This is a genomic window from Polaromonas sp. P1_E12 (assembly GCF_056405975.1).
Window position 1 is genome coordinate 822,474 of record NZ_JBFUBB010000001.1, and the last position, 20,995, is coordinate 843,468.

A 20,995-nucleotide genomic window follows, 5' to 3' on the forward strand; every position below is an offset into this window, starting at 1 on the left:
GGAGTGAGGCTTCGCGACCCTTCACGCCGTCTTCACCACCGTCACAAACTCCGTCCCGCTCTCAGGCAGCCAGACCTCTCCAGGCCGGCCCAATATCTGCCGCACACTTGCCCCAGCACGCGGCATGGTGATCACCTCAAACTTCTCGGTGGCCGGGTCAAAGCGCAAGAGGGCGTTGCTGCTCCACTCTGAGGCCCAGACGATGTCTTTGTGGTCAACGTACACGGCGTAGACGTGTGGCTCGGTGCCGGGGGCTTTCCACGCGCGCCAGCTGCTGGGGCCTGTGCCCAATGCGGGGTCGTGCATTGAGAGGTTGCCGCTGTTCCATTCTGATACCCAGATGCGGCCCCTGCTGTCTGACCAGACGCGGCGGGCGCCCTGGCGTGGGGTGGGTGGCTCGACGATGCGTGATTCGCCTGTCTTGCGGTCGAGCTGCGCGATGAATGAGCCGGCCAGCGAGCACCACCACACGTCGCCCTTGGGTGTGGCGCAGATGCCGTAGGGGCCGCGTCCGCGGGGGGACTCTTTCACGGTGACGGTGCCGGCGCGCACCTCTACCTTGCCGACGTAGCCGCTTTGGCCGGTGAACCAGAGGTTGCCGTCGCCGTCGAAGGCGCAGGTGTTGAGGTTGGCGTACGGTGTGCCTGCGGGCAGGGGGAAGACCTTGACTTCGCGAGAAGGCCAGGCCACGCGGGCGATTGCGTTTTGCCCGCCGTCGGTCAGCCAGGCTGCGCCGTCGGGCCCGGCAATGACGCCGTGGGGTGATGAGCCGCTGCCCAAAGCCACCAGGTCTGACTTGCCGGTGCGTGGGTCAAACCAGCCGAGGTGGCCGCTGCGCTGGGCCGAGAACCACACGCCGCCGTCGGGTGCGGGGGCGATGTCGTGAATGCCTGTGAAGGTGCGGGCGTTGAGCGGCCACGATTGCAGGCGGACAGTGCCGGGTGTTTGTGCGTGTGTGGCGGCCGGCAAACTGAAACCGGCCAGAGTCGCCAAACTGGGCAGGGCCACCAACGCGGTGCGCCGGTTGATCTGGGTTGCGTCTGATTGTTGAGGAGCGTGGGATGAAGCGGGTGTCTGCAATGCCATGGCAAAACCTCCTGCGCATCTTGCTTTATGCGCTGAACACGGTGAACGGTGGTGTCTCTCTGGCATTTTGGCGGCAATGCGCGCCGCCATCAAGCTCACTTGTGTGTACTCAACTCGTGCACGCGGTCTGCGTTGGTGGTGCTGCGGGCGCCCTTGAGGTGCAGCTCTACGTTGGTTGCCTTGTCGCCCACGGCGGCGATGGCTTCACGGAGCTGGTCGTTGGTCACGTCCAGCTTCTTCATCCACTGTTCGGTGCCGGGTTTGTCGTTCAGGTTGATGCGGTCGGGCTGTACGCCTGGCTGCTGGTGGGTACTCGTCATGGTGGTCCGCTCCTTTCCAGCTAAGGTAAAAGACCACATTAACGCGCTCAGAACCATACGTTTGTAGGCCATTGCCGACATCAGCAAGGGGTGAATTCAGGTCGCACCGTCGGCCAATAACCGCTATGCGGCCATTGCCGGCGGGAAATGGCCGAAAAACGGCGAGAAGACGCGCCCGCTACGGCGGCGTGCGGCCCTTTGCTACGCCTACTTGCCGGCCTGCGATACCAGCACGGGCTTCTCGCGGTAGACCTCGGGCATCACGGTCTTCAGGTTCGCGATCTTGGGCAAGTCAAACCTTGCGATGTAAGGCTGGTTGGGGTGCAGGGTGGCGTAGTCCTGGTGGTAGGCTTCTGCGGGGTAGAAGGCGGCGAGCGGCGCGAGCTGCGTCACGATCCTGTTCGGGAAGGCCTTGGCGGCGTCGAGCTGGGCGATGTAGCTTTCGGTCACCTTCTTTTGCTCGGCGTCTTTGTAGAACACGGCTGAGCGGTATTGCGTGCCGCTGTCGGGGCCCTGGCGGTTGAGTGTGGTGGGGTCGTGCGCCACAGAGAAGTAAATCTGCAGCAGCTTGCCGTAGCTGATTTTTTTCGGGTCGTAGGTGATTTGCACGGCCTCGGCGTGGCCGGTGCGACCCGAGCCGATCTGCTCATAGGTGGCAGTGGCTTTGTCGCCGCCTGAATAGCCCGAGACGGCGTTGAGCACACCGTCGGTGTGCTGAAACACGGCCTGCACGCCCCAGAAGCAGCCGCCGGCAAACACGGCGGTGGCGGTGCCCGCCTGTGCGGTGGCTGTGGCGTCCACCGCAGGCGCGGGCAGCTTCACGGCTTTTTCTTCCGCAGCGCGGGCGCTGGTGCCCATGCCCCCGCCAATGAATGCCCACGCGGCCAATGCCACAGCGCCCAGGGTGAAAAGGTATTTGTTCATTTTTAGGCTGCCTTGAAGTTAAGGGCCACGCCGTTCATGCAATAGCGCAGGCCGGTGGGTTTGGGGCCGTCGTCAAACACATGGCCCAGGTGCCCGCCGCAGCGGCGGCACAGCACCTCGGTGCGTTTCATGAAGAGGGTGGTGTCGGTTTCTTCGACCACGGCGTTGCTCATGGCTTGCCAGAAGCTGGGCCAGCCGGTGCCGCTGTCGAATTTGGTGGTTGACGCGAAAAGGGGCAGGTCGCAACCGGCGCAGCTGAAAACGCCGGCGCGCTTTTCTTTATTGAGCGGGCTGGTGAAGGGCGTTTCAGTGCCGGCCTTGCGCAGCACGCGGTACTGGTCGGGCCGCAGCAGCTTTTGCCATTCGGCTTCGGTGCGGGTGACTTCATAGGCGCGCGCGGCCGCGTGGGCGGGTGCGGACGCCAGCAGCCCGCGCAGGCCGGCGGCCATGGCGGCGGAGAGGGCGCCCAGTTGGAGCAGGGAGTTTCTGCGGGTCATCATGCGTTGGCCTCTTTCGGTTGGTTGTTGTATTGCTTGCCGTGAACAGGCGGCATGAAGGTTGGTCGGCGTGGCGCGGCGTTTCTTACGGATGACGACGCCCCTGGTGCGAAAGATTGGATGACGCTGTGCTGGTTCAGTTCCGTGCGGCGAAATGGCGGGCAGCCTGAAATCGCTATCAATACAGTAGCTGCTCGCGCAGACTCCTATTGGGTTGGAGGCCGATTTGATGCTTGAAAATGGCACTGCAGGTGGCGAAATTGGCCCCAAAAGCGCCCGCAGGGCCCACGACGGCTGAAAACAGGCAAAAACAGGCGAAAAAGAGGCAAAAAAGAGGCCCAAATACCACCAAAACTGCCCCGCAGGACGCTATTAAAACAGTAGCTGCTTGCGCCCGTTCTGATTGGTCTTGAGGCCAATTTGGTGCTTAAAAACGGCCTCCTGCAAGCCGCTGAAGCGGCGTTTTCCGATGGCGTGCATTTTCCGCATCGCCGCAGTCCTACAGGCCCGTTTACGCCTGCCCTTTAGACTTGCAGGCAATGATGAAACAGCTCCTGACCCAACTTCGCGACTTTGCGGCCACCATTCCGGACCGCTTGCGCCACCCCACCAAACGCGGCGTGCTGCTGACACTGGCGGCCATTCCGGCGCTGGTGCTGCTGTATGTGCTGATCCTGATTCCGTTCACGCCCAGCATCAACGACCTGCTGAAAGCCAAAACCGCCAAACCGTCGGTGGTGATGTCGTCTGACGGCCAGGTGCTGGCGGTGTTCAAGCGGGCCAACCGCGACTGGGTGAAGCTCGAAGACATTTCGCCCAGCGTGGTGGACGCGCTGATCGCCACCGAAGACCACCGGTTTTACGACCACCACGGCCTGGACATCAAGCGCACGGTGTCGGCCGTGCTGCACACGGCCACCGGCAAGACGCAGGGCGGCTCGACCATCACGCAGCAGCTGGCGCGCAACCTCTACCCGGAAGAAATCGGCCGTTCGTTGTCGATCACGCGCAAGCTGAAAGAAGCCATCACGGCTTTCAAGATAGAGGCGGTTTATTCCAAGGACGAAATCCTGGAGAGCTACCTCAACACCGTGCCCTTTTTGTACAACGCCTACGGCATTGAAATGGCGGCGCGCACCTACTTCGACAAATCCGCCAACGAGCTGGACGTGCTGCAAAGCGCCACGCTGGTGGGCATGCTCAAGGGCACGGCCTACTACAACCCGGTGAACAACCCCGAGCGCGCCATGCAGCGCCGCAACACGGTGCTGGCGCAGATGGTCAAGCACGAGAAGCTGCCCGTAGCCCAGCTGGAGGCACTGAAAAAGAAGCCGCTGCGCATCGACTTCGAGCGCCAGGACGAAGAGCTGGGCTCGGCGCCGCACCTGGCGCAGCAGCTGCGCCGCTGGCTGATTGAATGGGCCGACCGCAACGACTACAACATTTATGCCGACGGCCTGGTGCTGCGCAGCACCATTGATTCACGCCTGCAGGACATGGCCAACAAGGCGCTGGCGGTGCAGGTAGACCGCTTGCAAAAGACGGTCGCAGGTGACTGGCGCTTTAACTCGGGCTGGAAGGCCAAGAGCGGCGCGCCGCGCGAGCTGGCCCTGGCCTTCATACGCGACACCGCCGAATACAAGGCCCTGCGCACCAAGGGGCAGGCCGACGACCAGGCCACCAAGGCGCTGCTGGCGGACGCGGAGTTCATGCAAAACCTGAAGGACGAAAAAACGCGCCTGCAGGCCGGCTTCATGGCGCTGGACCCAACCAACGGCCAGGTCAGGGCCTGGGTGGGCAGCCGCGACTTTGCGCGCGACCAGTTTGACCACGTGCAGCAGGCGCGCCGCCAGCCGGGCTCGACCTTCAAGCCCTTTGTGTATGGCGCGGCGTTTGAAAACGGCGCCAAGCCGTCCGACGTGTACCTGGACGGTGAGGTGGAAATCCCGCTGGGGAACGGCGCTTTCTGGCGGCCGACCGACGGCGGCGGCCCCAGCGGCGAGATGATGACGCTGCGCCAGGGCCTGATGTTTTCCAAGAACACGATCACCGCACAGGTCATGCACGCGGTGGGCCCGGCCAATGTGGCCAGGCTGGCCAAGGCCATGGGCGTGCGCCAGAGCAAGCTGGAAGAAGTGCCCTCACTTGCGCTGGGCACCAGCCCTGTCACGCTGAGGGAAATGGTGGCGGCCTACGGCACGCTGGCCAATGACGGCCGTTATATAGAGCCCGTGATCGTTACCCGGGTAGAAGACCGCAACGGCAAGGTACTGGAAGCGTTTGAGCCCAAGCTGGCTGAAACCGTGATGCCGGCCACGGTGGCGCAGACGCTGCTGGACGTGATGCGCGGCGTGATCGACCAGGGCACGGGCGCTGCCATTCGCAGCCGCTACGGCATCCAGGCCGACGTGGCCGGCAAGACCGGCACGACACAGGGCAACACCGACGGCTGGTTCATCATGATGCACCCGCAGCTGGTGGCCGGCGCATGGGTGGGCTTTAACGACAACCGCGTGACCATGGCTGACAGCTATGGGCAGGGTGCCCGCAGCGCGCTGCCGATGGTGGGTGAGTTTTTCCAGGGGGCGATCAAGGCAAAAGTGGTTGACGTGAACCTGCGCTTCCCCGCGCCGGAAGGCGCAGGCGTGACGGACCAGGAGCGGCAGCGCATTGAAGCGCTGCTCAATGGCGCCGAGCCGCCGCAGGAAAGCCAGCCAGGCCAGACCGGTGACGGCGGCATGCCCCAGCCTTTGGGGCAACAGAGCATGTCGGGCGCTGTGGGAGGGCAGGCCACCGAGGGCGGACCGCCGCGCGTGTGGCAGCCGGCGCCGGTGATCAAGTACATCACTGTGAACGGGCCTGCCGCAGACGGCACGCCGGGCGTGGTGCTGCCACCCGAGCAGCCGCGGCGTGTGCAGCCCGATGCTGCGGCGGAAAACACCGCCGTGCCGGGCGTGGTGGTGGGTGCGCCCATCGCTCCGCGCTAGCGCTGTGCGCGGTGCGTGAGACTGCTATTAAATAGATAGCTGCTTGCGCTATTACTGATTGGGTTTCAGGCCTTTTTCTCTTGAATTGTTGCAACGCAGCGCGCGGCGTCAGCGTTTCGTTTTGCGCACCGCGTGCGGGCCGGTGTTGACAAAGCTGGCGTTGCCCAGCCCGGTACCCACCGTCAGCACGGCCCAGCGCTTCACCCCCTGCATGAAGGGCAGCTCAGACAGGCCCTGCACCACCGCATCGTTGTGCAACCGCACCTGGGTGGTCTGGCCGTCCTGGCGCGGCAGCAGTTCGCTGAGGTCATGCGCCAGGTTAAAGCGCGGGCTTTCCCAGTTGCCGGGCAGGTTCTGCGCGCCGGTGGCGATGGAGCCGTCGTCGCAGATCAGGCCGGGGCAGGCCACGCCGACAAACGGCGCCAGGGTGATGCCTTTTCTGTCGGCCAGGCGTTTGAGTTTTTTGAGCATGGCGGCAATGCCCTGCACCAGGTGTTCGCGGCGGGTCACGTCGTCGTCGCCGCGGTGGCCCCACTTTTCCAGGCCCGCCACGCGCACATCCGACAGGTCGGGCGACTTGCTCAGGCGTGGCCGCACAATGCCGCAGCGCACGTTGGTGCCGCCAATGTCTACCGCCAGGAAACCGCCGTATTGCGACAACAGTTCGGGCGGCGCCAGGTGCACCCAGCCGATCAGCCCGCCTTCGTCGGGGTGGTGGCGCAGCGTCATCAAATGCACGCGGGCGTTTTGCTGGTAGAGCAATTCGGCCGCGCGGTCGATGGCCAGTTCGCCCACCAGGCTTTGCTGAAAGCCGCCGCCCACCACAATGCGCTGCACGCCGTGCCATGTGGGATGCGCCAGAAAACGCCGCACCACACGCACCAGTTGCCAGGCGTAGTCTTCCGATGCCGCGGAAATCACGGCGGCGGCCTTGCCGTCGCGTTGAAGGAGCAGGTCGAGCCGCTTTTTGCTGATGGCGGGTGTGGGCTTGGTGCCCAGCACGTCTTCGCCGCTGATGCGTTGAAAAAGCCGGCGCCATACGTCCAGCATTTCGCTGTAGGCAACGCGGCTGACGGTGTCGCCCAGAAAGCGCTCACCGTCGTGCAGTTCCAGGCTGTAGCCGTTGATCGTCACGGCAGGCAGCTTCAGCTGACCGTGCAACAGGTCATGAGGCAGGGAAGCGGGGGAGGCTTTGCGCGGCATGTGGGGGCGTGTTGTGCTGTGGTGAAAGGTTTCATCATGCGGGCGCGGCAGGCCGCCGGCTATCAGCCAACGCGCCTGAACGCGTCAGCCAATGGCTGGTGTACGCGGCGATTTGCGCGCAAAAAAACGGCCGGGAAGAGCCGGCCGATGGTGGGTTTGCAGCGTTCAGTGCTGCTTAGCGACCCAGGGGGTCGCGGTCTTTGTCCAGATCCTTCTGGATGTCTTCTGCGTTCTCACGTGCGTCGCCGGCGGCCTTTTGTGCCTTGCCCTGGAATTCACGGGCGTGGCCCTTGGCCTGCTGCTCGGCATTGCCGACCAGCTTGCCGGTGTGTTCCTGCACTTCACCGGCAACTTCCTTGATCTTGCCTTTGACCTGGTCTTTGTTCATGGGATGTACCTTTCAGAGAGTTGCGTCATGGAAAATTCCATGCAGTTCAAGATAGCCCGCCGGCCCAGACCGCGCCGAAGGCATCGGGCCCATAGCCGTGTGGGTGTGTGCCTACAGGGCCTTTCGACGCGCGCCTGCTACGGGTCGGGAAACAGTTGCAACAGAACGTTCGTTGCGTCAGGATTAAACTGGCATTGCAGACAATGGACTGTGCTTTGAAGTGACCGTGCAGTGGAGGAAGGAAGAAAAAAGTCATATGAAGAAATTAGCCATCGTTTTAGGGACCCTGGTGTCCGGGGCTTCCCTGTGGGGCGCGCCAGCCGCCCCCACCACATGGTTTACCGTGATGGGTGACCCGGCTGACCCGGCCGTCAACACCATTGAGGTAGACCCGACCCCCATTGCCGCCAACGGCGACATGCGGGCCATGCAGGTACGCGTAAGCCGCGCGCTGCAACGCACCAGCTGGGACGGCGTGCCTTACCGTTCGTATGTTTCCACCGTGTTGTTTGACTGCGCTGACAAGAGCGCCAAGTACGTCACGCTGGCGTTTTACGTGCAGCCCCTGTGGAAGGGTGAGCCGTACAAAACAGTGACTTACCCCAACGAAGTGGTGCGCCCCATGGAGTTCCGCGACGTGACGCCCAACCCGACCCAGCGCATCATTCGCGCTGCATGCGAAACCGGCAAAATTACCACCAATTAGCGACCATGTTGCGGCGCTGGCGGGTTGTGCCCCGCTTGTGCCTTTAGGGCGCTCGGGCTACGATGGTTTGTCGCTTACGCATGGGGCTCCGGCGACTATCTTGAAGAAGGGTCTTGCATGCCGCAACTCATTGCAACGGTCGAAGGCGTCGAAATCAAGCACGTGTACCTGACGAACGACCGCACCACGCTGGGCCGCAGGCCCTACAACGACATCATCTTCGACAACCTGGTGGTCAGCGGCGAGCACTGCGTGTTCCTGCTGAAAGGCCTTGCGGACGTGTACCTTGAAGACCTGGGCAGCACCAACGGCACCTACCTCAACGGCCACATGGTCAAGTCGCGTGAGCTGCTGCACGACAACGACATCATCAATATCGGCAACTTCCGCATCCAGTACCTGGCCACCTCGCGGCATGAAGAAGAGGCTCCGCGCGAACATCAAACCACCGCCATGGCGCTGGACGCGATGGGCCTGCCCGGCACCAGCGGCACGATGCACGCGAGCCTGAAGGTGTTGTCGGGTTCGTCAGCGGGGCTGGAGGTGCCGGTGGTCAAGGCCGTTACCACCTTCGGGCAGCCCGGTGTGGCCGTGGTGTCGATATCGCACCGGCGCGACGGCTACTACGTGGCGCACATGGACGGCGAAAAGCCGCCGACCTGCAACGGCAAACCGATCGGCATGAAAGCGATTCCGCTGGCCCACCACGACATACTGAACCTGGCCGGAACCGAGATGGAGTTTTTGCTCAAGAGCGCCGAAGCCTGAGCGGGCCGGGCGGCGTGCAGGCTCGCTCAGATGGTCGAGTTGCTGATGCTGGTGGTGGGAAAGCCCATGGGCCTGCGCGAACTCCGTGGCCTGTAAGAAGGCGGCTCACCGGCCAGGCGCCAGGCAAAGGCCCGTGCCAGTGCCTTCAGCTTGAGCGTGGACTTCAGATGCAGCGGCGTCATGCCGGTGCGGGTCAGGTCCGATGCGTTGTTGGACACGCGTGACAGGCGGCGCTGCTCCAGCGCGGTGACGGGTTTGCGGGGCATGGCTGAGCGTGGCGTCTTTTTGATCGCCGCCTGCGTGGCGGCAGCGCCGGTGAACTTTTCACGCAGCAGCGTGGCCTCGGGCCGCCGCTGGCTGTCCACAATCCAGTAGGGAATGCCGGCGCGGCCCAGCAGCTCGCGCTTGAAAGCATGCTTGCGGTCTGCCTGCTCGCCGCGCCCCAGCACATCGACGCAACCCAGCACAGCGCCTTTGCGGTCGGCCACGGCGCAGGCAAAGCTCACGGTGCTCAGTAGCGCCTGCCAGTGCGCGTCGCCGCCGCGGCTGTTGGGTTCAATAAAGCCGGTAAAGGGCACCTTGATCAATACATGGTGGTCCGGAAAAATGTCTGCCAGCCAGCGCCACACCGCGAGCTCGTCGCGGCTGGTGAGCGGCTTGCGGCGCAGCGCGTGGTTGCGCGCCACCTTCTTGCGGGCCGACACCACATGCGAGAGCCAGCGTTCATAGCCCAGCGCCCCCAGGGCTACGCTGCCCACAAAGATAAAGAAGCCGATCAGAAAAGAGGTGCCGGTCATGGTGCTGTCCTGGTGCTGGTGCTGCGTTGACTTGCCGGGCCGATGCGCTGCCTGTTGTGATGTGGGTGTATGACCCTGAGTGGCTGCGCGGCGCTGGCTGAAAATCCCAGCCGTGTTTATAAGGTACATTTTTCATTTTTCGGCAATATGACCCAGAACATTTGTGAACGTTCGTATTAAACCGTGCTGACCCGGCCGTGGTGACCACGCTGTGGTGTTACCCGGCCGGAGCCGCTTCCCACGCATCCCCCTTTCTTAAACTTCATGAAGAAACCCCCTGCCAGCGGCGGCCTCGTGTATTCCACCGACGCGGGACGCATGTGCCCTGGCTGCCGCCAGCCGGTGTCCGCGTGCACGTGCAAGCAGCAGGCAACACCCAAGGGCGACGGTGTGGTGCGCGTCATGCGTGAAAGCAAAGGCCGCGGCGGAAAAACTGTCACCGTCATCAAGGGCCTGCCGCTGGACGCGCTGGCCCTGGCGCAATTGGGCAAACAGCTCAAAGCCGCCTGTGGTTCGGGGGGCACGGCCAAAGACGGAATCATTGAAGTGCAGGGCGACCATTGCGACACCGTCATGCAGGCCCTGCAAAAACAGGGCTACGCGCCCAAGCGGGCAGGCGGTTAGGGTTAGGCATGAAACCCGAAGACCTCCAGCTGCTGGTGACCCGCGAAATGCCTTTCGGCAAACACAAGGGCACCCTGATCGCCGACCTGCCTGGCAACTACCTTAACTGGTTCGCCCGCGAAGGTTTTCCCAAAGGCGAAATCGGCCGCCTGCTGCAGTTGATGCAGGAGATCGACCACAACGGGTTGAAGCCGCTGCTGGACCCGCTGCGGCGGTAGTCAAGTCACTCAATCACCGCGAGACTCTGGAAGCTTTGCAATCACCTTGATCTCAAACTGAAAGCCATATAGCCAGGTCACGCCGACACCCGTCAGCGTAGGGTGCGGTGCGTTGCCCCAGTAGTCGGGCACCACTTTCCAGGCTGTCTCGAACACCGATTCCGGATCCACCATGAAGACGGTGACGTCGACCACGTCGTCGAAGGTGCAGCCTGCGGCCTTGAGGATGGCGTTCAGGTTGTCGAAGGCGAGCCGGACCTGAGCCTCCAGGTCGGGCTCGGGGGATCCGTCTTCGCGGCTGCCCACCTGCCCTGAAACGAACAGGAAGCCGTTGGACTTCACCGCCGGCGAATACCGGTTGCGTTCATAGAGGGCCTGGCGCCCCGGTGGAAAAACGACTTCACGCTTGGTCATAAAAATGTCCTTCATATGGGCCGTCGCCGGCCCGTGGTTAACGATGAAAGAACTTTAAAAGGCTGTGCCTTTCGGATAAACAGGCAAGGCTAACCATCACTGTTCGTAAAATCCAAACAATCATCAACGTCACCGTATCTGGAGCAGAGATGGACCGTTTCGATGCTATGCAGGCATTCGCCCGCGTGGTGGAAGCAGGCAGCTTCACCAAGGCGGCCGAGACACTCCACATGAGCAAGACCAGCGTGACACAGCTGGTGCAGCAGCTGGAAGCGCGGCTGCGGGTCAAGCTGCTCAACCGGACCACACGCAAGGTCAATGTCACTGCCGATGGCGCTGCCTACTATGAGCGGGTGGTGCGCGTCCTGGCCGAAGTGGACGATGCCGAGACCAGCCTGTCCAGTGCGTCAGCGTCGCCCAGGGGTCGGCTGCGGGTCGATGTACCCAGCCCCCTGGCCCGCATGATCCTGGTGCCGGCCTTGCCGGAATTTCATGCGCGCTACCCTGAGATTCAGCTCGACATGGGTGTCAGCGACCGTATGGTGGACCTGATCGGCGACAACGTGGACTGCGTCGTGCGCGGCGGCGAGCTAACCGATCAGTCGCTGATGGCCCGCAAGGTGGGTGACCTGCAGTTGGGGGTGTACGCCGCCCCGGCCTATCTGGAGCGCTCGGGCACACCGTTGCACCCGCGAGAGCTGGAAGACACACATCACCGCATCGTGGGGTTCCTGTGGGCGCGCACCGGCAAGGCTTTTCCGTACGCCATGCACTGCAAGGGCGAGAGCATCAAGGTGCAAGGCCGCCACCTGTTCGCATTCGATGACGGCAATGCCTACCTCGCGGCCGGGCTGGCGGGCCTGGGAGTCCTCTGGCTGCCGGACTACATGGCGAAGGGGCACCTGGCTGGCGGCGAACTGGTACCCCTGTTCAAGGGCTGGCGCCTTGACCCGATGCCCCTGTACGTAGCCTTTGCGCCGAACCGGCATGTCAGCGCCAAACTGCGGGTGTTCATCGAATGGGTAGCCGGGCTGATGGCGCAGCATGCGCCTGTTGCCGGCCGAGATGGAACCCCCCCGATCTGAAGTGATCAAGGGTATTTATGAGTAGCCGAAACAAGGTATCACCCGTGGTTCTCCGGCTTTCAAACCGGCGAGGCGCATGACCCAGGTGGGTTAGGTTTCGATTTAAAAGCGGCCACCTTTAATCTGGCAGGCCTCTATTCAGGTAACTCCGATTCGAAACGTTCCAGCTCTTCATCGACTGTTCCACGGCTGTGGAAATCCCGATTTGCCTGGCCGTACCAGTACTCCGCATTTCCCAGGTCGCCCTCCTGAATATGCAGGATGCCGTGCAGCCAGGCGGCCAAATGCGATTGATCACTTTGCACGATACCGTGTGCCTCGTTCCATTGGCCTGAGCGCATATGAACCAGGGCTTGACGAAGAGTGGCCGTCATCGAAACCTCCTTGATTGGATATGGATGCATTGCTCATCTATCGAGATTTGAATGAGTGTTGCATTGCGTGGATGGAGTGGTCAGAAATCACAAATTTTTTGATCCCGATAGATTTTTCCATCGTGTAGCTTAGAACTAAATTGTTCAAGGCGTTGTGGGCGCGTCGGTGTTTACCCGGCCACCCTGTTATATGTGACAGGGGTGTCACTTCAAATTGTCATTTGATTCGCGTAGATTGATTTGCTAATCGCTCGCACTTCTGTGGACGGCTTACAAATTCACAACATCTGGTTCAATCTGTTCGCTTAGTGTCGCCGAGCTAAATAAAAATGAGAAGGGAGGTTATGAGTAGAGGGACGACTGATAAGCCGGGTACGCGACCGAAAAAGATCCGCTTGCCCTGATACAGCTTCCAAAATTTGAATGCTGCGGGTGCCCATTGTTCGAGCCTTGGTTGACCGAGTGACGGTCGATGCGGTCCATGACAAAAAAGCCCGGCACGATTTTTCCCGGTGGTACCGGCCCTGAAGACTAAGCAGATCGACATTGACGGAAAGATGATTCAGCTGGTATCCGGCATAAACATGACTGCGGATATCAAGACCGGGCAGTGACGTGGGATTGAATATTGCTGAACTCGATTCAGCGGGCGGGTAGTGAGAGTTTGAGAGGAAGATAGCGAATTTAAATGACTTGCTCTTGCATCGAATACCGGAAAAATTTTCCTGTGAAAAGGGTCTCGGAAAGATCGTAATTCCTGCGTCCTGAAAACGAATCTCACAGCTATTTCTACTCTGTCGGCGCAAATTGATAGCTACAGAAAACCACAGCGAGTCGCCATTTGTTTAAGTAACCTTTAAGTTTGATCCACCGAAAAGTAGTAAAGATATGAGAAAGACGGCATGAGAGACAACACACCCAAGTATTTTTCAAAGTATTTGATCCGACTGTGCACGATAACTTGCCTTCTATTATTTTTTTCCGCGTGCAACACCACTCGATCTAACTTCCCATATGACGCAAAAATAAGCCCAGATGGTTCAACTCTTGCGCTATTAACGTTTGAGACCGGAATTGCCGCACTAAAAATCAAAAAAAGTGGCACATCAGATTGGACAAAGCTCTCTGTCCCTTCCGGCATCAATTCATATGGTTTCATGGATTCGGAAAATAGCCTGTTGATTACCTACCGCCAAGGTGAGCAAAGCATGCTTGCGAAACTGAGTCTTGACGACGGACAGAAACTAACAGAGCTATACCGTTCCGGTGGCGGGCTGTCATTCCCCAAAGAAATTTCTTTTGGAAAATATCTAGTCCAAGCGGTGGCTAGAACAACACCCGATGGTTACCCGATTCATCATTGGCTGATGATTAAATCTGAAGGAATACCAATAAAAGTGGGGGAAGAGTTTGGCCCGCCATACAGCAACGTGAGCTTGGTCAACGAATCTGGTTTTTTTATCGTCACTGACGCCGCTGGAGATAAAAAAATTCGACTGTTTGAATTTCCCAACGGCGAGAAACCCGATGTAAAGAGATACGTTAAGCCAGACACTACGAGCCTGGTTTGCGATCGTGTTGTTGGAACTTGTTTGCAGCTAAATCGCTACCTGGATAAAGACGGTTATTTTTTTAAAGTGATGCGAGTATCCGGTTCGGAAAGCTGCGAGGTCAACGATCTTCCTCGGTGGGTGGGAAACATTTCTATTACTTCTGATGGAAAAAATGCGCTGATAGTTGGCGCACAAAGTAGTCAAGGCAGGCCGATGTTGGTTTTGCTTGGTCTTGGTAGTGGGATTTGCGCAAATCTTAGTAAACATAAGGAGAACTTGTAATGGGATTTTTCTATGGTAATTGGGGTGGCCGTTATTGGTCGGGCGGTAGGGATATCCAACCCGGGGAGCAGCCGGATTGGTCGTATCCGGCAACGGATCCGCTAGATCAAACCTTTAAAGATCACGATAGAGGATATTGGGAAGCTCAGACTGGTGATCCAGCAGATTACTGGAGGAAAATCACTGAAGTTGATGAAAAGCTGATGGCCGATTTGGAAGGTCTTTTACGAACGCCAATGACGGGCGTTGCAGACCCCATCTCCGCTGAGCACGCGTGGATAGCGTTTTACTTTAAAAGAAAATTTATTGATATTCCAAATCGTGATGGCAGCCCTGTTCCCTTGCCGGACGGTGATCCTTTTACAGGCATGCCGTGGCCAGGGCAGGATGTTGGCTCTGACACCAGTCGACGCTTTAACGACGCCCGCAACTTTGTTCTGCGTCGCGATCCTCTTGTTCTAGATTTAGATGGCGATGGTCTGGAGTTGGCAGGCGCCAGCGGCGCTACCCTTTTTGACCACAACGCCGACGGTATCAAAACCGGCACCGGCTGGGCCAGGCCGGATGACGGTTTCCTGGTTCGCGATCTCAATGGCAACGGCACGATAGACACAGGTCGTGAGCTCTTTGGTGTAGACACCATCAAAAGCAACAGCACATTGGCTGCTGACGGCTTCGATGCGTTGCGTGACCTGGATGCCAACGGCGATGGGTTCATCACCAATGCAGATGCCGCATATGTGGAACTCAAGATATGGCAAGACGCCAATCAAGATGGCATTACCCAAAGTGGAGAGGTCAAGACCCTGTCCGAGCTCAACATCACCAGCATTGGTGTCAACGGCAGCAGCACAGGCCCACAAGCGGGGCAGGTGATCAACAACAACACTGTTGCCCTGAGCACGACGTTCACTCAGAACGGTCAGACGCACACCGTCGGTGCGATCGACCTCGAGACCAATAACTTCTTTACCGAGTTCCCACCCGAAGTGGTGGATGAAGCCGGCAACCCTGTTCCTATCACCGAGCAGGCCCAGGCATTGCCGCAGATGGATGGCTCCGGCATGGTGCGAAATATGCGGGCCGCAGCTAGCCTGGACAGCGACTTCGCCAATGCCCTGCAGACCTTTGCAACTACTCCTACCCGTGATGGCCAGCGCAGCCAGCTTGATAACCTTGTCAATCTGTGGGCTAACACCTCTACCTATTCGCATGGCGTGCTTTACGGCCTCAATGCCAACGTGACCTACAACTTGCCGACCGGCGTGACTGAAGCCGAGTACAAGAACCTTATCTATGTGCTCGAGGCGTTCAATGGCAGCCGTTTTTACGGCGATGAAAATGGTGGGCCTCGCCCAGCGGGGTTTGCCATCAGCAGCAACACCGATCCGAATACTGGAAACGTGGTGTACCACTACATCGTCAGTCCGCCGGCCGCACAGGTAGACCTGTTGCAACAAGCCTATAGCGCGCTCAAGGAAAGTGTTTATGCCGCACTGGTAGTGCAGACGAGGCTCAAGCCCTACCTGGACGGCATTGGATTGTCTATTAGTGAGACTGGAATTTCGTTTAACACGACTGGACTAACTACTGCGCTTACAAACCATAGAGCCGCAGATGAACGCAACGCACTTATCGACCTGGTTGAGCTTCACCACTATACGGCCGGAGCACTATCTGCTGTCGGGTTTGGCGGAATATCAATGTTGCGCAACTGGATTGATGTTTTGGCCGTGGACTCACCGTTAAGGGGGGAGCTCGCATCGTTGGATGTGTATTCGGGGCTGGCAACCAGCGGAAGCAGCCGTTCCGATATTTATTTGGGAGATGCCTCTGCAAATACTTTCAGTGCCGGCGCCGACGGTGACTGGCTGGACGGCGGTGCAGGAAGTGATCTATTGCAGGGTGGATCCGGCGACGACGTGCTCGAAGGGGGCGCCGGCAACGACATCCTGGCCGGTGGCGTGTACGACACCTGGAACGGCAACTACAACGGCGCGGGCAGCGATACCTATCTGTTTGGCCTGGGTGATGGGCAGGACACAATTGTTGACCAGGACGCCACCGCCGGAGCCATCGACACGATTGTTTTCAAGTCAGGAATTTCGCCTGACAGCGTGCTGATCTCCCGCTCTGGCGACAGCCTGGTGCTGAAAATTCAGGGAACCAGCGACCAGATAACAGTTAACGGCTATTTCAGCGGGGATGGCGCTGGAGGTTGGGCGATTGAGCAGATTCAGTTTGTCGACGATCCGGCGACGGTCTGGGATATTGCCACCATGAAGGCGTTTGCCTTGCTTGGAACTGCGGACAACGACACGCTTCAGGGTTATGCCACCGACGACACGATCAATGCCGGAGAAGGCAATGACACCGTGACCGGCAACGATGGCAATGACGTATTGAATGGAGAAGCCGGAGCCGACTCGCTCAGCGGCGGCAACGGCAACGACGTACTGGAGGGCGGCGTCGGTGCTGATTCCCTGATCGGCGGCAATGGCAACGACACACTCAATGGTGGCGCCGACGGGGACATCTTGCAGGGCGGTGCGGGTGACGACGTCCTGGATGGAGGCGCCGGCAACGACGTGTTGGGTGGAGGGGTATACGACACCTGGAACGGCAATTACGACGGTGCGGGCAGCGACACCTATATGTTCGGCCTGGGCGATGGTCAGGACACGATCGTCGACAACGACACCACTGTTGGCGTCGTCGACAAGATCGTTTTCAAAGCAGGCATCCTGCCGGTCAGCGTGTTGATCTCGCGCTCGGGCGACAGCCTTATCCTGGCTATCCAGGGCACCAGTGACCAGGTAACGGTCAACGGCTATTTCAATGGAGACGGTGCGGGCGGTTGGGCCATCGAAGAGATTCGCTTCGCCGATGATCTGAACACGGTTTGGACAGTGACAGACGTCAAGACTATGGCCCTTGTAGGCAGTGCCGGCAATGATGCCCTGACCGGCTACGCCACCGATGACGTGATCGTGGGCAATGACGGCAACGACACCATCAGCGCCCGGGCAGGCAATGACACACTGTATGGCGGCAATGGCGCTGACACTCTCAGCGGTGAAGATGGCAACGACCTGATCCTGGGCGATGCCGGTGCGGATTCCCTGATCGGAGGCAACGGTGTTGACACCCTGTTGGGTGGGGCTGACAACGATACGCTGCAAGGTGGCGCCGGCGACGACGTCCTGGAAGGCGGAGCCGGTAACGACCTGCTGGGCGGCGGGGTGTACGACACCTGGAACGGCAACTACAACGGAGCGGGAAGCGACACCTATATGTTCGGCTTGGGCGACGGCCAGGACACGATCGCCGACAACGACACGACGGCCGGTGCCGTCGACAAGATCGTCTTCAAGGCTGGCATCTTGCCAGGCAGCGTGTTGATCTCGCGCTCGGGTGACAGCCTGGTTCTGAAGATCCAGGGTACCAGCGACCAGGTAACAATCAACGGTTATTTCAATGGAGACGGTACTGGCGGCTGGGCCGTGGAAGAAATCCGTTTTGCGGACGACCTGAATACGGTATGGACGGTTTCCGACGTCAGGACAATGGCCCTTGTCGGCAGTGCCGGCAACGATGCACTGATCGGCTACGGCACAGATGACGTGATCGTGGGCAATGATGGCAACGACACCATCAGCGGCCGGGCTGGCAACGACACGTTGTACGGCGGTAATGGCGCCGACACCCTCAGCGGGGAAGATGGCGACGACCTGCTTCTGGGTGACGCCGGCGGTGATTCCCTGAGCGGTGGCAACGGCAACGATACGCTGAGCGGAGGCGCCGATGGCGACACATTGCAGGGCGGGTCGGGTAACGACATCCTGGAAGGCGGGGCCGGCAATGATCTGCTGGGCGGCGGCGTGTACGACACCTGGAATGGTGTCTACACCGGCACAGGCAGCGACACCTACCTGTTTGGGCGCGGGGACGGGCAGGACACGATCGCCGACAACGACACGACCGCAGGTGTCATTGACAAGATCATTTTCAAAGCCGGAGTTCTCCCGGGGGATGTCCTGGTTTCCCGCTCTGGCGATACCCTGGTGCTCAAAATCATCGGCACCGGCGATCAGATATCGGTGAGCGGCTATTTCAATGGGGATGGCGCCGGCGGCTGGGCCATCGAAGAAATTCGCTTCACTGATGACGTCAATGCGGTCTGGTCTGTGGCCAACGTCAAGAACATGGCGGCGCTTGTGGGCGGCGCTGGCAATGACACGCTGATTGGCTATGCCACCGACGACGTGATGGCGGGCAACGATGGCAATGACACCATGAGTGGTCGTGGCGGCAACGACACGCTGTACGGCGGCAATGGCGCGGACACGCTTAACGGAGAAGACGGCAACGACCTGCTTCTGGGTGAGGCAGGCGGCGACTCCCTGAACGGAGGCAACGGCAACGATATCTTGAACGGCGGTGCCGATGTCGACACACTGCAAGGAGGTGCCGGGAACGACACCCTGGATGGCGGGTCGGGTAACGACATTCTGGCCGGCGGGGTGTACGACACCTGGAATGGTGTTTACACCGGAACCGGCAGCGACACCTATCTGTTCGGGCGAGGTGATGGACAGGACACGATCTCCGACAACGACTCCACTGCTGGCGTCATTGACAAGATCATCTTCAAAGCCGGGGTGCTCCCCGGAGATGTCCTGGTTTCCCGTTCCGGCGATATTCTTGTGCTCAAAATCATCGGCACCAGCGACCAGATATCGGTCAATGGCTATTTCAATGGGGACGGCACCGGCGGCTGGGCGGTGGAAGAGATCCGTTTCGCCGATGATGTCAACACGGTCTGGTCGATTGCCAATGTGAAGGTGATGGCTCTGGTCGGTACGGCCGGTAATGACACCCTGACGGGCTACGCCACCGACGACGTGCTCGTGGGCAATGACGGCAATGACACCATCAGCGCCCGGGCCGGAAACGATACGCTGTACGGCGGTAATGGCGCCGACACCCTCAACGGGGAGGACGGCAACGACGTGCTCCTGGGCGAGGCCGGTGGTGATTCCCTGAGCGGCGGTAACGGCAACGACACGCTCAATGGCGGAGCCGATGTGGACACCTTGCAAGGCGGATCAGGCAATGACACCCTGGAGGGTGGTGCCGGCAATGACATCCTGGCCGGAGGGGTGTACGACACCTGGAACGGCAATTACAACGGCGCGGGCAGCGACACCTACCTGTTCGGCTTGGGCGATGGCCAGGACACGATCTACGACAACGACGGCACCGCTGGCGTTGTCGACAAGATCGTCTTCAAGGCTGGAATCCTGCCCGCCAGCGTGCTGGCTTCGCGATCGGGCGACAGCCTGGTCCTGAAGATTCAAGGCACCGCCGACCAGATTACGGTTAACGGCTATTTCAGCGGGGATGGAGCCGGAGGCTGGGCCGTTGAAGAGATCCGCTTCACTGATGATGTCAACACGGTCTGGTCAGTTGCAAATGTGAAGCTGATGGCGCTGACGGGCGGCTCAGGCAATGACACCCTGACCGGCTATGCCTCCGATGATGTGCTCGTGGGGAATGACGGCAATGACACCATCAGCGCCCGGGCCGGCAACGACACGTTGTACGGCGGCAATGGCGTCGACACCCTCAACGGGGAAGACGGCAACGACATGCTGCTGGGCGAGGCCGGCGGCGACTCCCTGAGTGGAGGCAACGGCAACGACACACTCAATGGTGGTGCCGATGGTGACACCTTGCAAGGCGGCGCCGGTAACGACATTCTGGTGGGCGGATCGGGCAACGACATCCTGGCGGGCGGAATCTATGACACCTGGAACGGCGTCTACACCGGCACGGGCAACGACATCTATCGCTTCGGAGTGGGCGGCGGCCAGGACACCATTTATGACAACGATGGGACCGCGGGAAACATTGATCGGATTGAATTTGACGCGGGTATTACACCTACCGGTATCACGGTAACTCGCAGCGGGAACAATCTCGTTTTGAGAATCACGGGGACGACCGACACCCTGACGGTGAGCAACTACCTGGCCAACAACTCGGTGACACCCTGGTCCGTTGAGGAAATCGCGTTCGGCGATGGCACGGTGTGGAGGCCTGCAGACATCGATGCCATTTTGTTGAACGGGGGCATCCTCGGGACAGCTACGACCGGCGCGGACAGTCTGATTGGCAACAATACCTCGGCAGATACGCTCAATGGGTTGGCCGGCAACGATATTCTCCGCGGCCTGGGGGGCAACGACACCTTGACGGGGGGCACTGGAAATGACCAGCTTTTTGGTGGCTCAGGCGCTGATACCTACCTGTTTGCGCGGGGTGACGGCGCTGACGTCCTCACAGACACAGATGCCACTGCGGGTGTGACCGACACCTTGAGGTTTGACGCCAGCGTTGCTGCCGACCAGCTCTGGTTTCAGCAGGTAGGGCTCAATCTGGAGGTCTCTGTCATAGGCACAACGGACAAAGTGGCTGTCACCAACTGGTACCAGGGCGCCGGCAACCATGTGGAAATATTTGAGCTGGCCAACGGGACTCGTTTGCTGGACAGTCAGGTGCAGAACCTGGTTGATGCAATGGCGGCGTTCTCGCCACCGGCGGCAGGTGAGACCACATTGCCGGCTGGCTATCAAACAAACTTGTCACCGGTCATTGCTGCAAACTGGCAGTAGAAGATGCCTGTTTGAATGCAGGGAGTACTGTCGCCCAGCCGCCGTACGCGGTGGATGATGGCGACAGGCTTCTCTTTGTGTTTGGGCAGCAA

General features: G+C 60.0%; 17 protein-coding genes. 8 read left to right on the forward strand and 9 right to left on the reverse strand.

Annotated elements, in window-relative coordinates; genetic code table 11:
- Positions 1–21 precede the first annotated feature (21 nt).
- From AC1D13_RS04070 to msrB, 4 genes are all read right to left on the reverse strand, one after another.
- Positions 22–1,086, reverse strand: a complete 1,065-nt coding sequence (locus AC1D13_RS04070; protein ID WP_477688985.1) for a Vgb family protein — start codon at positions 1,084–1,086, stop codon at positions 22–24.
- Between the two features lie 95 nt (positions 1,087–1,181).
- Entirely contained in the window at positions 1,182–1,406 is a 225-nt protein-coding gene (locus tag AC1D13_RS04075; protein ID WP_477688986.1) for a DUF3606 domain-containing protein, read from the reverse strand.
- Between the two features lie 207 nt (positions 1,407–1,613).
- Complete coding sequence (msrA, locus tag AC1D13_RS04080) at positions 1,614–2,330, reverse strand: peptide-methionine (S)-S-oxide reductase MsrA (RefSeq protein ID WP_477688987.1); 717 nt, start codon at positions 2,328–2,330, stop codon at positions 1,614–1,616.
- A 2-nt stretch (positions 2,331–2,332) separates the two neighbouring features.
- Positions 2,333–2,830, reverse strand: a complete 498-nt coding sequence (gene msrB, locus AC1D13_RS04085; RefSeq protein ID WP_477688988.1) for a peptide-methionine (R)-S-oxide reductase MsrB — start codon at positions 2,828–2,830, stop codon at positions 2,333–2,335.
- Between the two features lie 539 nt (positions 2,831–3,369).
- Between msrB and AC1D13_RS04090 the strand changes: the two genes are divergently transcribed.
- Positions 3,370–5,814 (forward strand): penicillin-binding protein 1A, encoded by a 2,445-nt coding sequence (locus tag AC1D13_RS04090; RefSeq protein WP_477688989.1) that lies wholly within the window; start codon positions 3,370–3,372, stop codon positions 5,812–5,814.
- Between the two features lie 108 nt (positions 5,815–5,922).
- On the opposite strand, the gene AC1D13_RS04095 is transcribed toward AC1D13_RS04090, so the two are convergent.
- Positions 5,923–7,017 carry an ROK family protein gene (locus AC1D13_RS04095; protein ID WP_477688990.1) on the reverse strand — a complete coding sequence of 365 codons (1,095 nt, stop codon included), beginning with the start codon at positions 7,015–7,017 and terminating at the stop codon, positions 5,923–5,925.
- Between the two features lie 175 nt (positions 7,018–7,192).
- Positions 7,193–7,405 carry a CsbD family protein gene (locus AC1D13_RS04100; protein ID WP_457278743.1) on the reverse strand — a complete coding sequence of 71 codons (213 nt, stop codon included), beginning with the start codon at positions 7,403–7,405 and terminating at the stop codon, positions 7,193–7,195.
- Between the two features lie 256 nt (positions 7,406–7,661).
- Here AC1D13_RS04100 and AC1D13_RS04105 point away from each other — a divergent pair, with 256 nt between their 5' ends.
- Both AC1D13_RS04105 and AC1D13_RS04110 read left to right on the forward strand, forming a co-directional pair.
- Positions 7,662–8,111, forward strand: a complete 450-nt coding sequence (locus tag AC1D13_RS04105; protein WP_477667167.1) for a surface-adhesin E family protein — start codon at positions 7,662–7,664, stop codon at positions 8,109–8,111.
- Between the two features lie 117 nt (positions 8,112–8,228).
- Positions 8,229–8,879, forward strand: coding sequence for an FHA domain-containing protein (locus AC1D13_RS04110; protein WP_457278741.1), 651 nt, complete (start codon positions 8,229–8,231; stop codon positions 8,877–8,879).
- 26 nt (positions 8,880–8,905) lie between these two features.
- On the opposite strand, the gene AC1D13_RS04115 is transcribed toward AC1D13_RS04110, so the two are convergent.
- The gene (locus AC1D13_RS04115) at positions 8,906–9,676 is read right to left on the reverse strand and encodes a DUF2726 domain-containing protein (protein WP_477688991.1); all 771 of its coding nucleotides are present in this window, start codon (positions 9,674–9,676) and stop codon (positions 8,906–8,908) included.
- 264 nt (positions 9,677–9,940) lie between these two features.
- Between AC1D13_RS04115 and AC1D13_RS04120 the strand changes: the two genes are divergently transcribed.
- Positions 9,941–10,300 carry a translation initiation factor Sui1 gene (locus tag AC1D13_RS04120; RefSeq protein ID WP_477688992.1) on the forward strand — a complete coding sequence of 120 codons (360 nt, stop codon included), beginning with the start codon at positions 9,941–9,943 and terminating at the stop codon, positions 10,298–10,300.
- Between the two features lie 8 nt (positions 10,301–10,308).
- A complete protein-coding gene (locus AC1D13_RS04125) occupies positions 10,309–10,518 on the forward strand; it encodes a DUF3820 family protein (protein WP_431096799.1) in 210 nt (69 codons plus the stop codon).
- Between the two features lie 9 nt (positions 10,519–10,527).
- Here AC1D13_RS04125 and AC1D13_RS04130 read toward each other — a convergent pair whose 3' ends face one another.
- Complete coding sequence (locus AC1D13_RS04130) at positions 10,528–10,932, reverse strand: RidA family protein (RefSeq protein WP_477667171.1); 405 nt, start codon at positions 10,930–10,932, stop codon at positions 10,528–10,530.
- A gap of 149 nt (positions 10,933–11,081) precedes the next feature.
- On the opposite strand from AC1D13_RS04130, the gene AC1D13_RS04135 reads away from it, so the two are divergent.
- Positions 11,082–12,017 (forward strand): LysR family transcriptional regulator, encoded by a 936-nt coding sequence (locus tag AC1D13_RS04135; protein WP_477688993.1) that lies wholly within the window; start codon positions 11,082–11,084, stop codon positions 12,015–12,017.
- Between the two features lie 134 nt (positions 12,018–12,151).
- On the opposite strand, the gene AC1D13_RS04140 is transcribed toward AC1D13_RS04135, so the two are convergent.
- Positions 12,152–12,391, reverse strand: a complete 240-nt coding sequence (locus AC1D13_RS04140; protein ID WP_477688994.1) for a hypothetical protein — start codon at positions 12,389–12,391, stop codon at positions 12,152–12,154.
- A 902-nt stretch (positions 12,392–13,293) separates the two neighbouring features.
- On the opposite strand from AC1D13_RS04140, the gene AC1D13_RS04145 reads away from it, so the two are divergent.
- Positions 13,294–14,226: a hypothetical protein gene (locus AC1D13_RS04145; RefSeq protein WP_477688995.1), complete on the forward strand. Its 933-nt coding sequence runs from the start codon at positions 13,294–13,296 to the stop codon at positions 14,224–14,226.
- Positions 14,226–20,903, forward strand: coding sequence for a calcium-binding protein (locus tag AC1D13_RS04150; protein WP_477688996.1), 6,678 nt, complete (start codon positions 14,226–14,228; stop codon positions 20,901–20,903). The genes AC1D13_RS04145 and AC1D13_RS04150 overlap by 1 nt, the downstream gene beginning before the upstream one ends.
- Positions 20,904–20,995 lie beyond the last annotated feature (92 nt).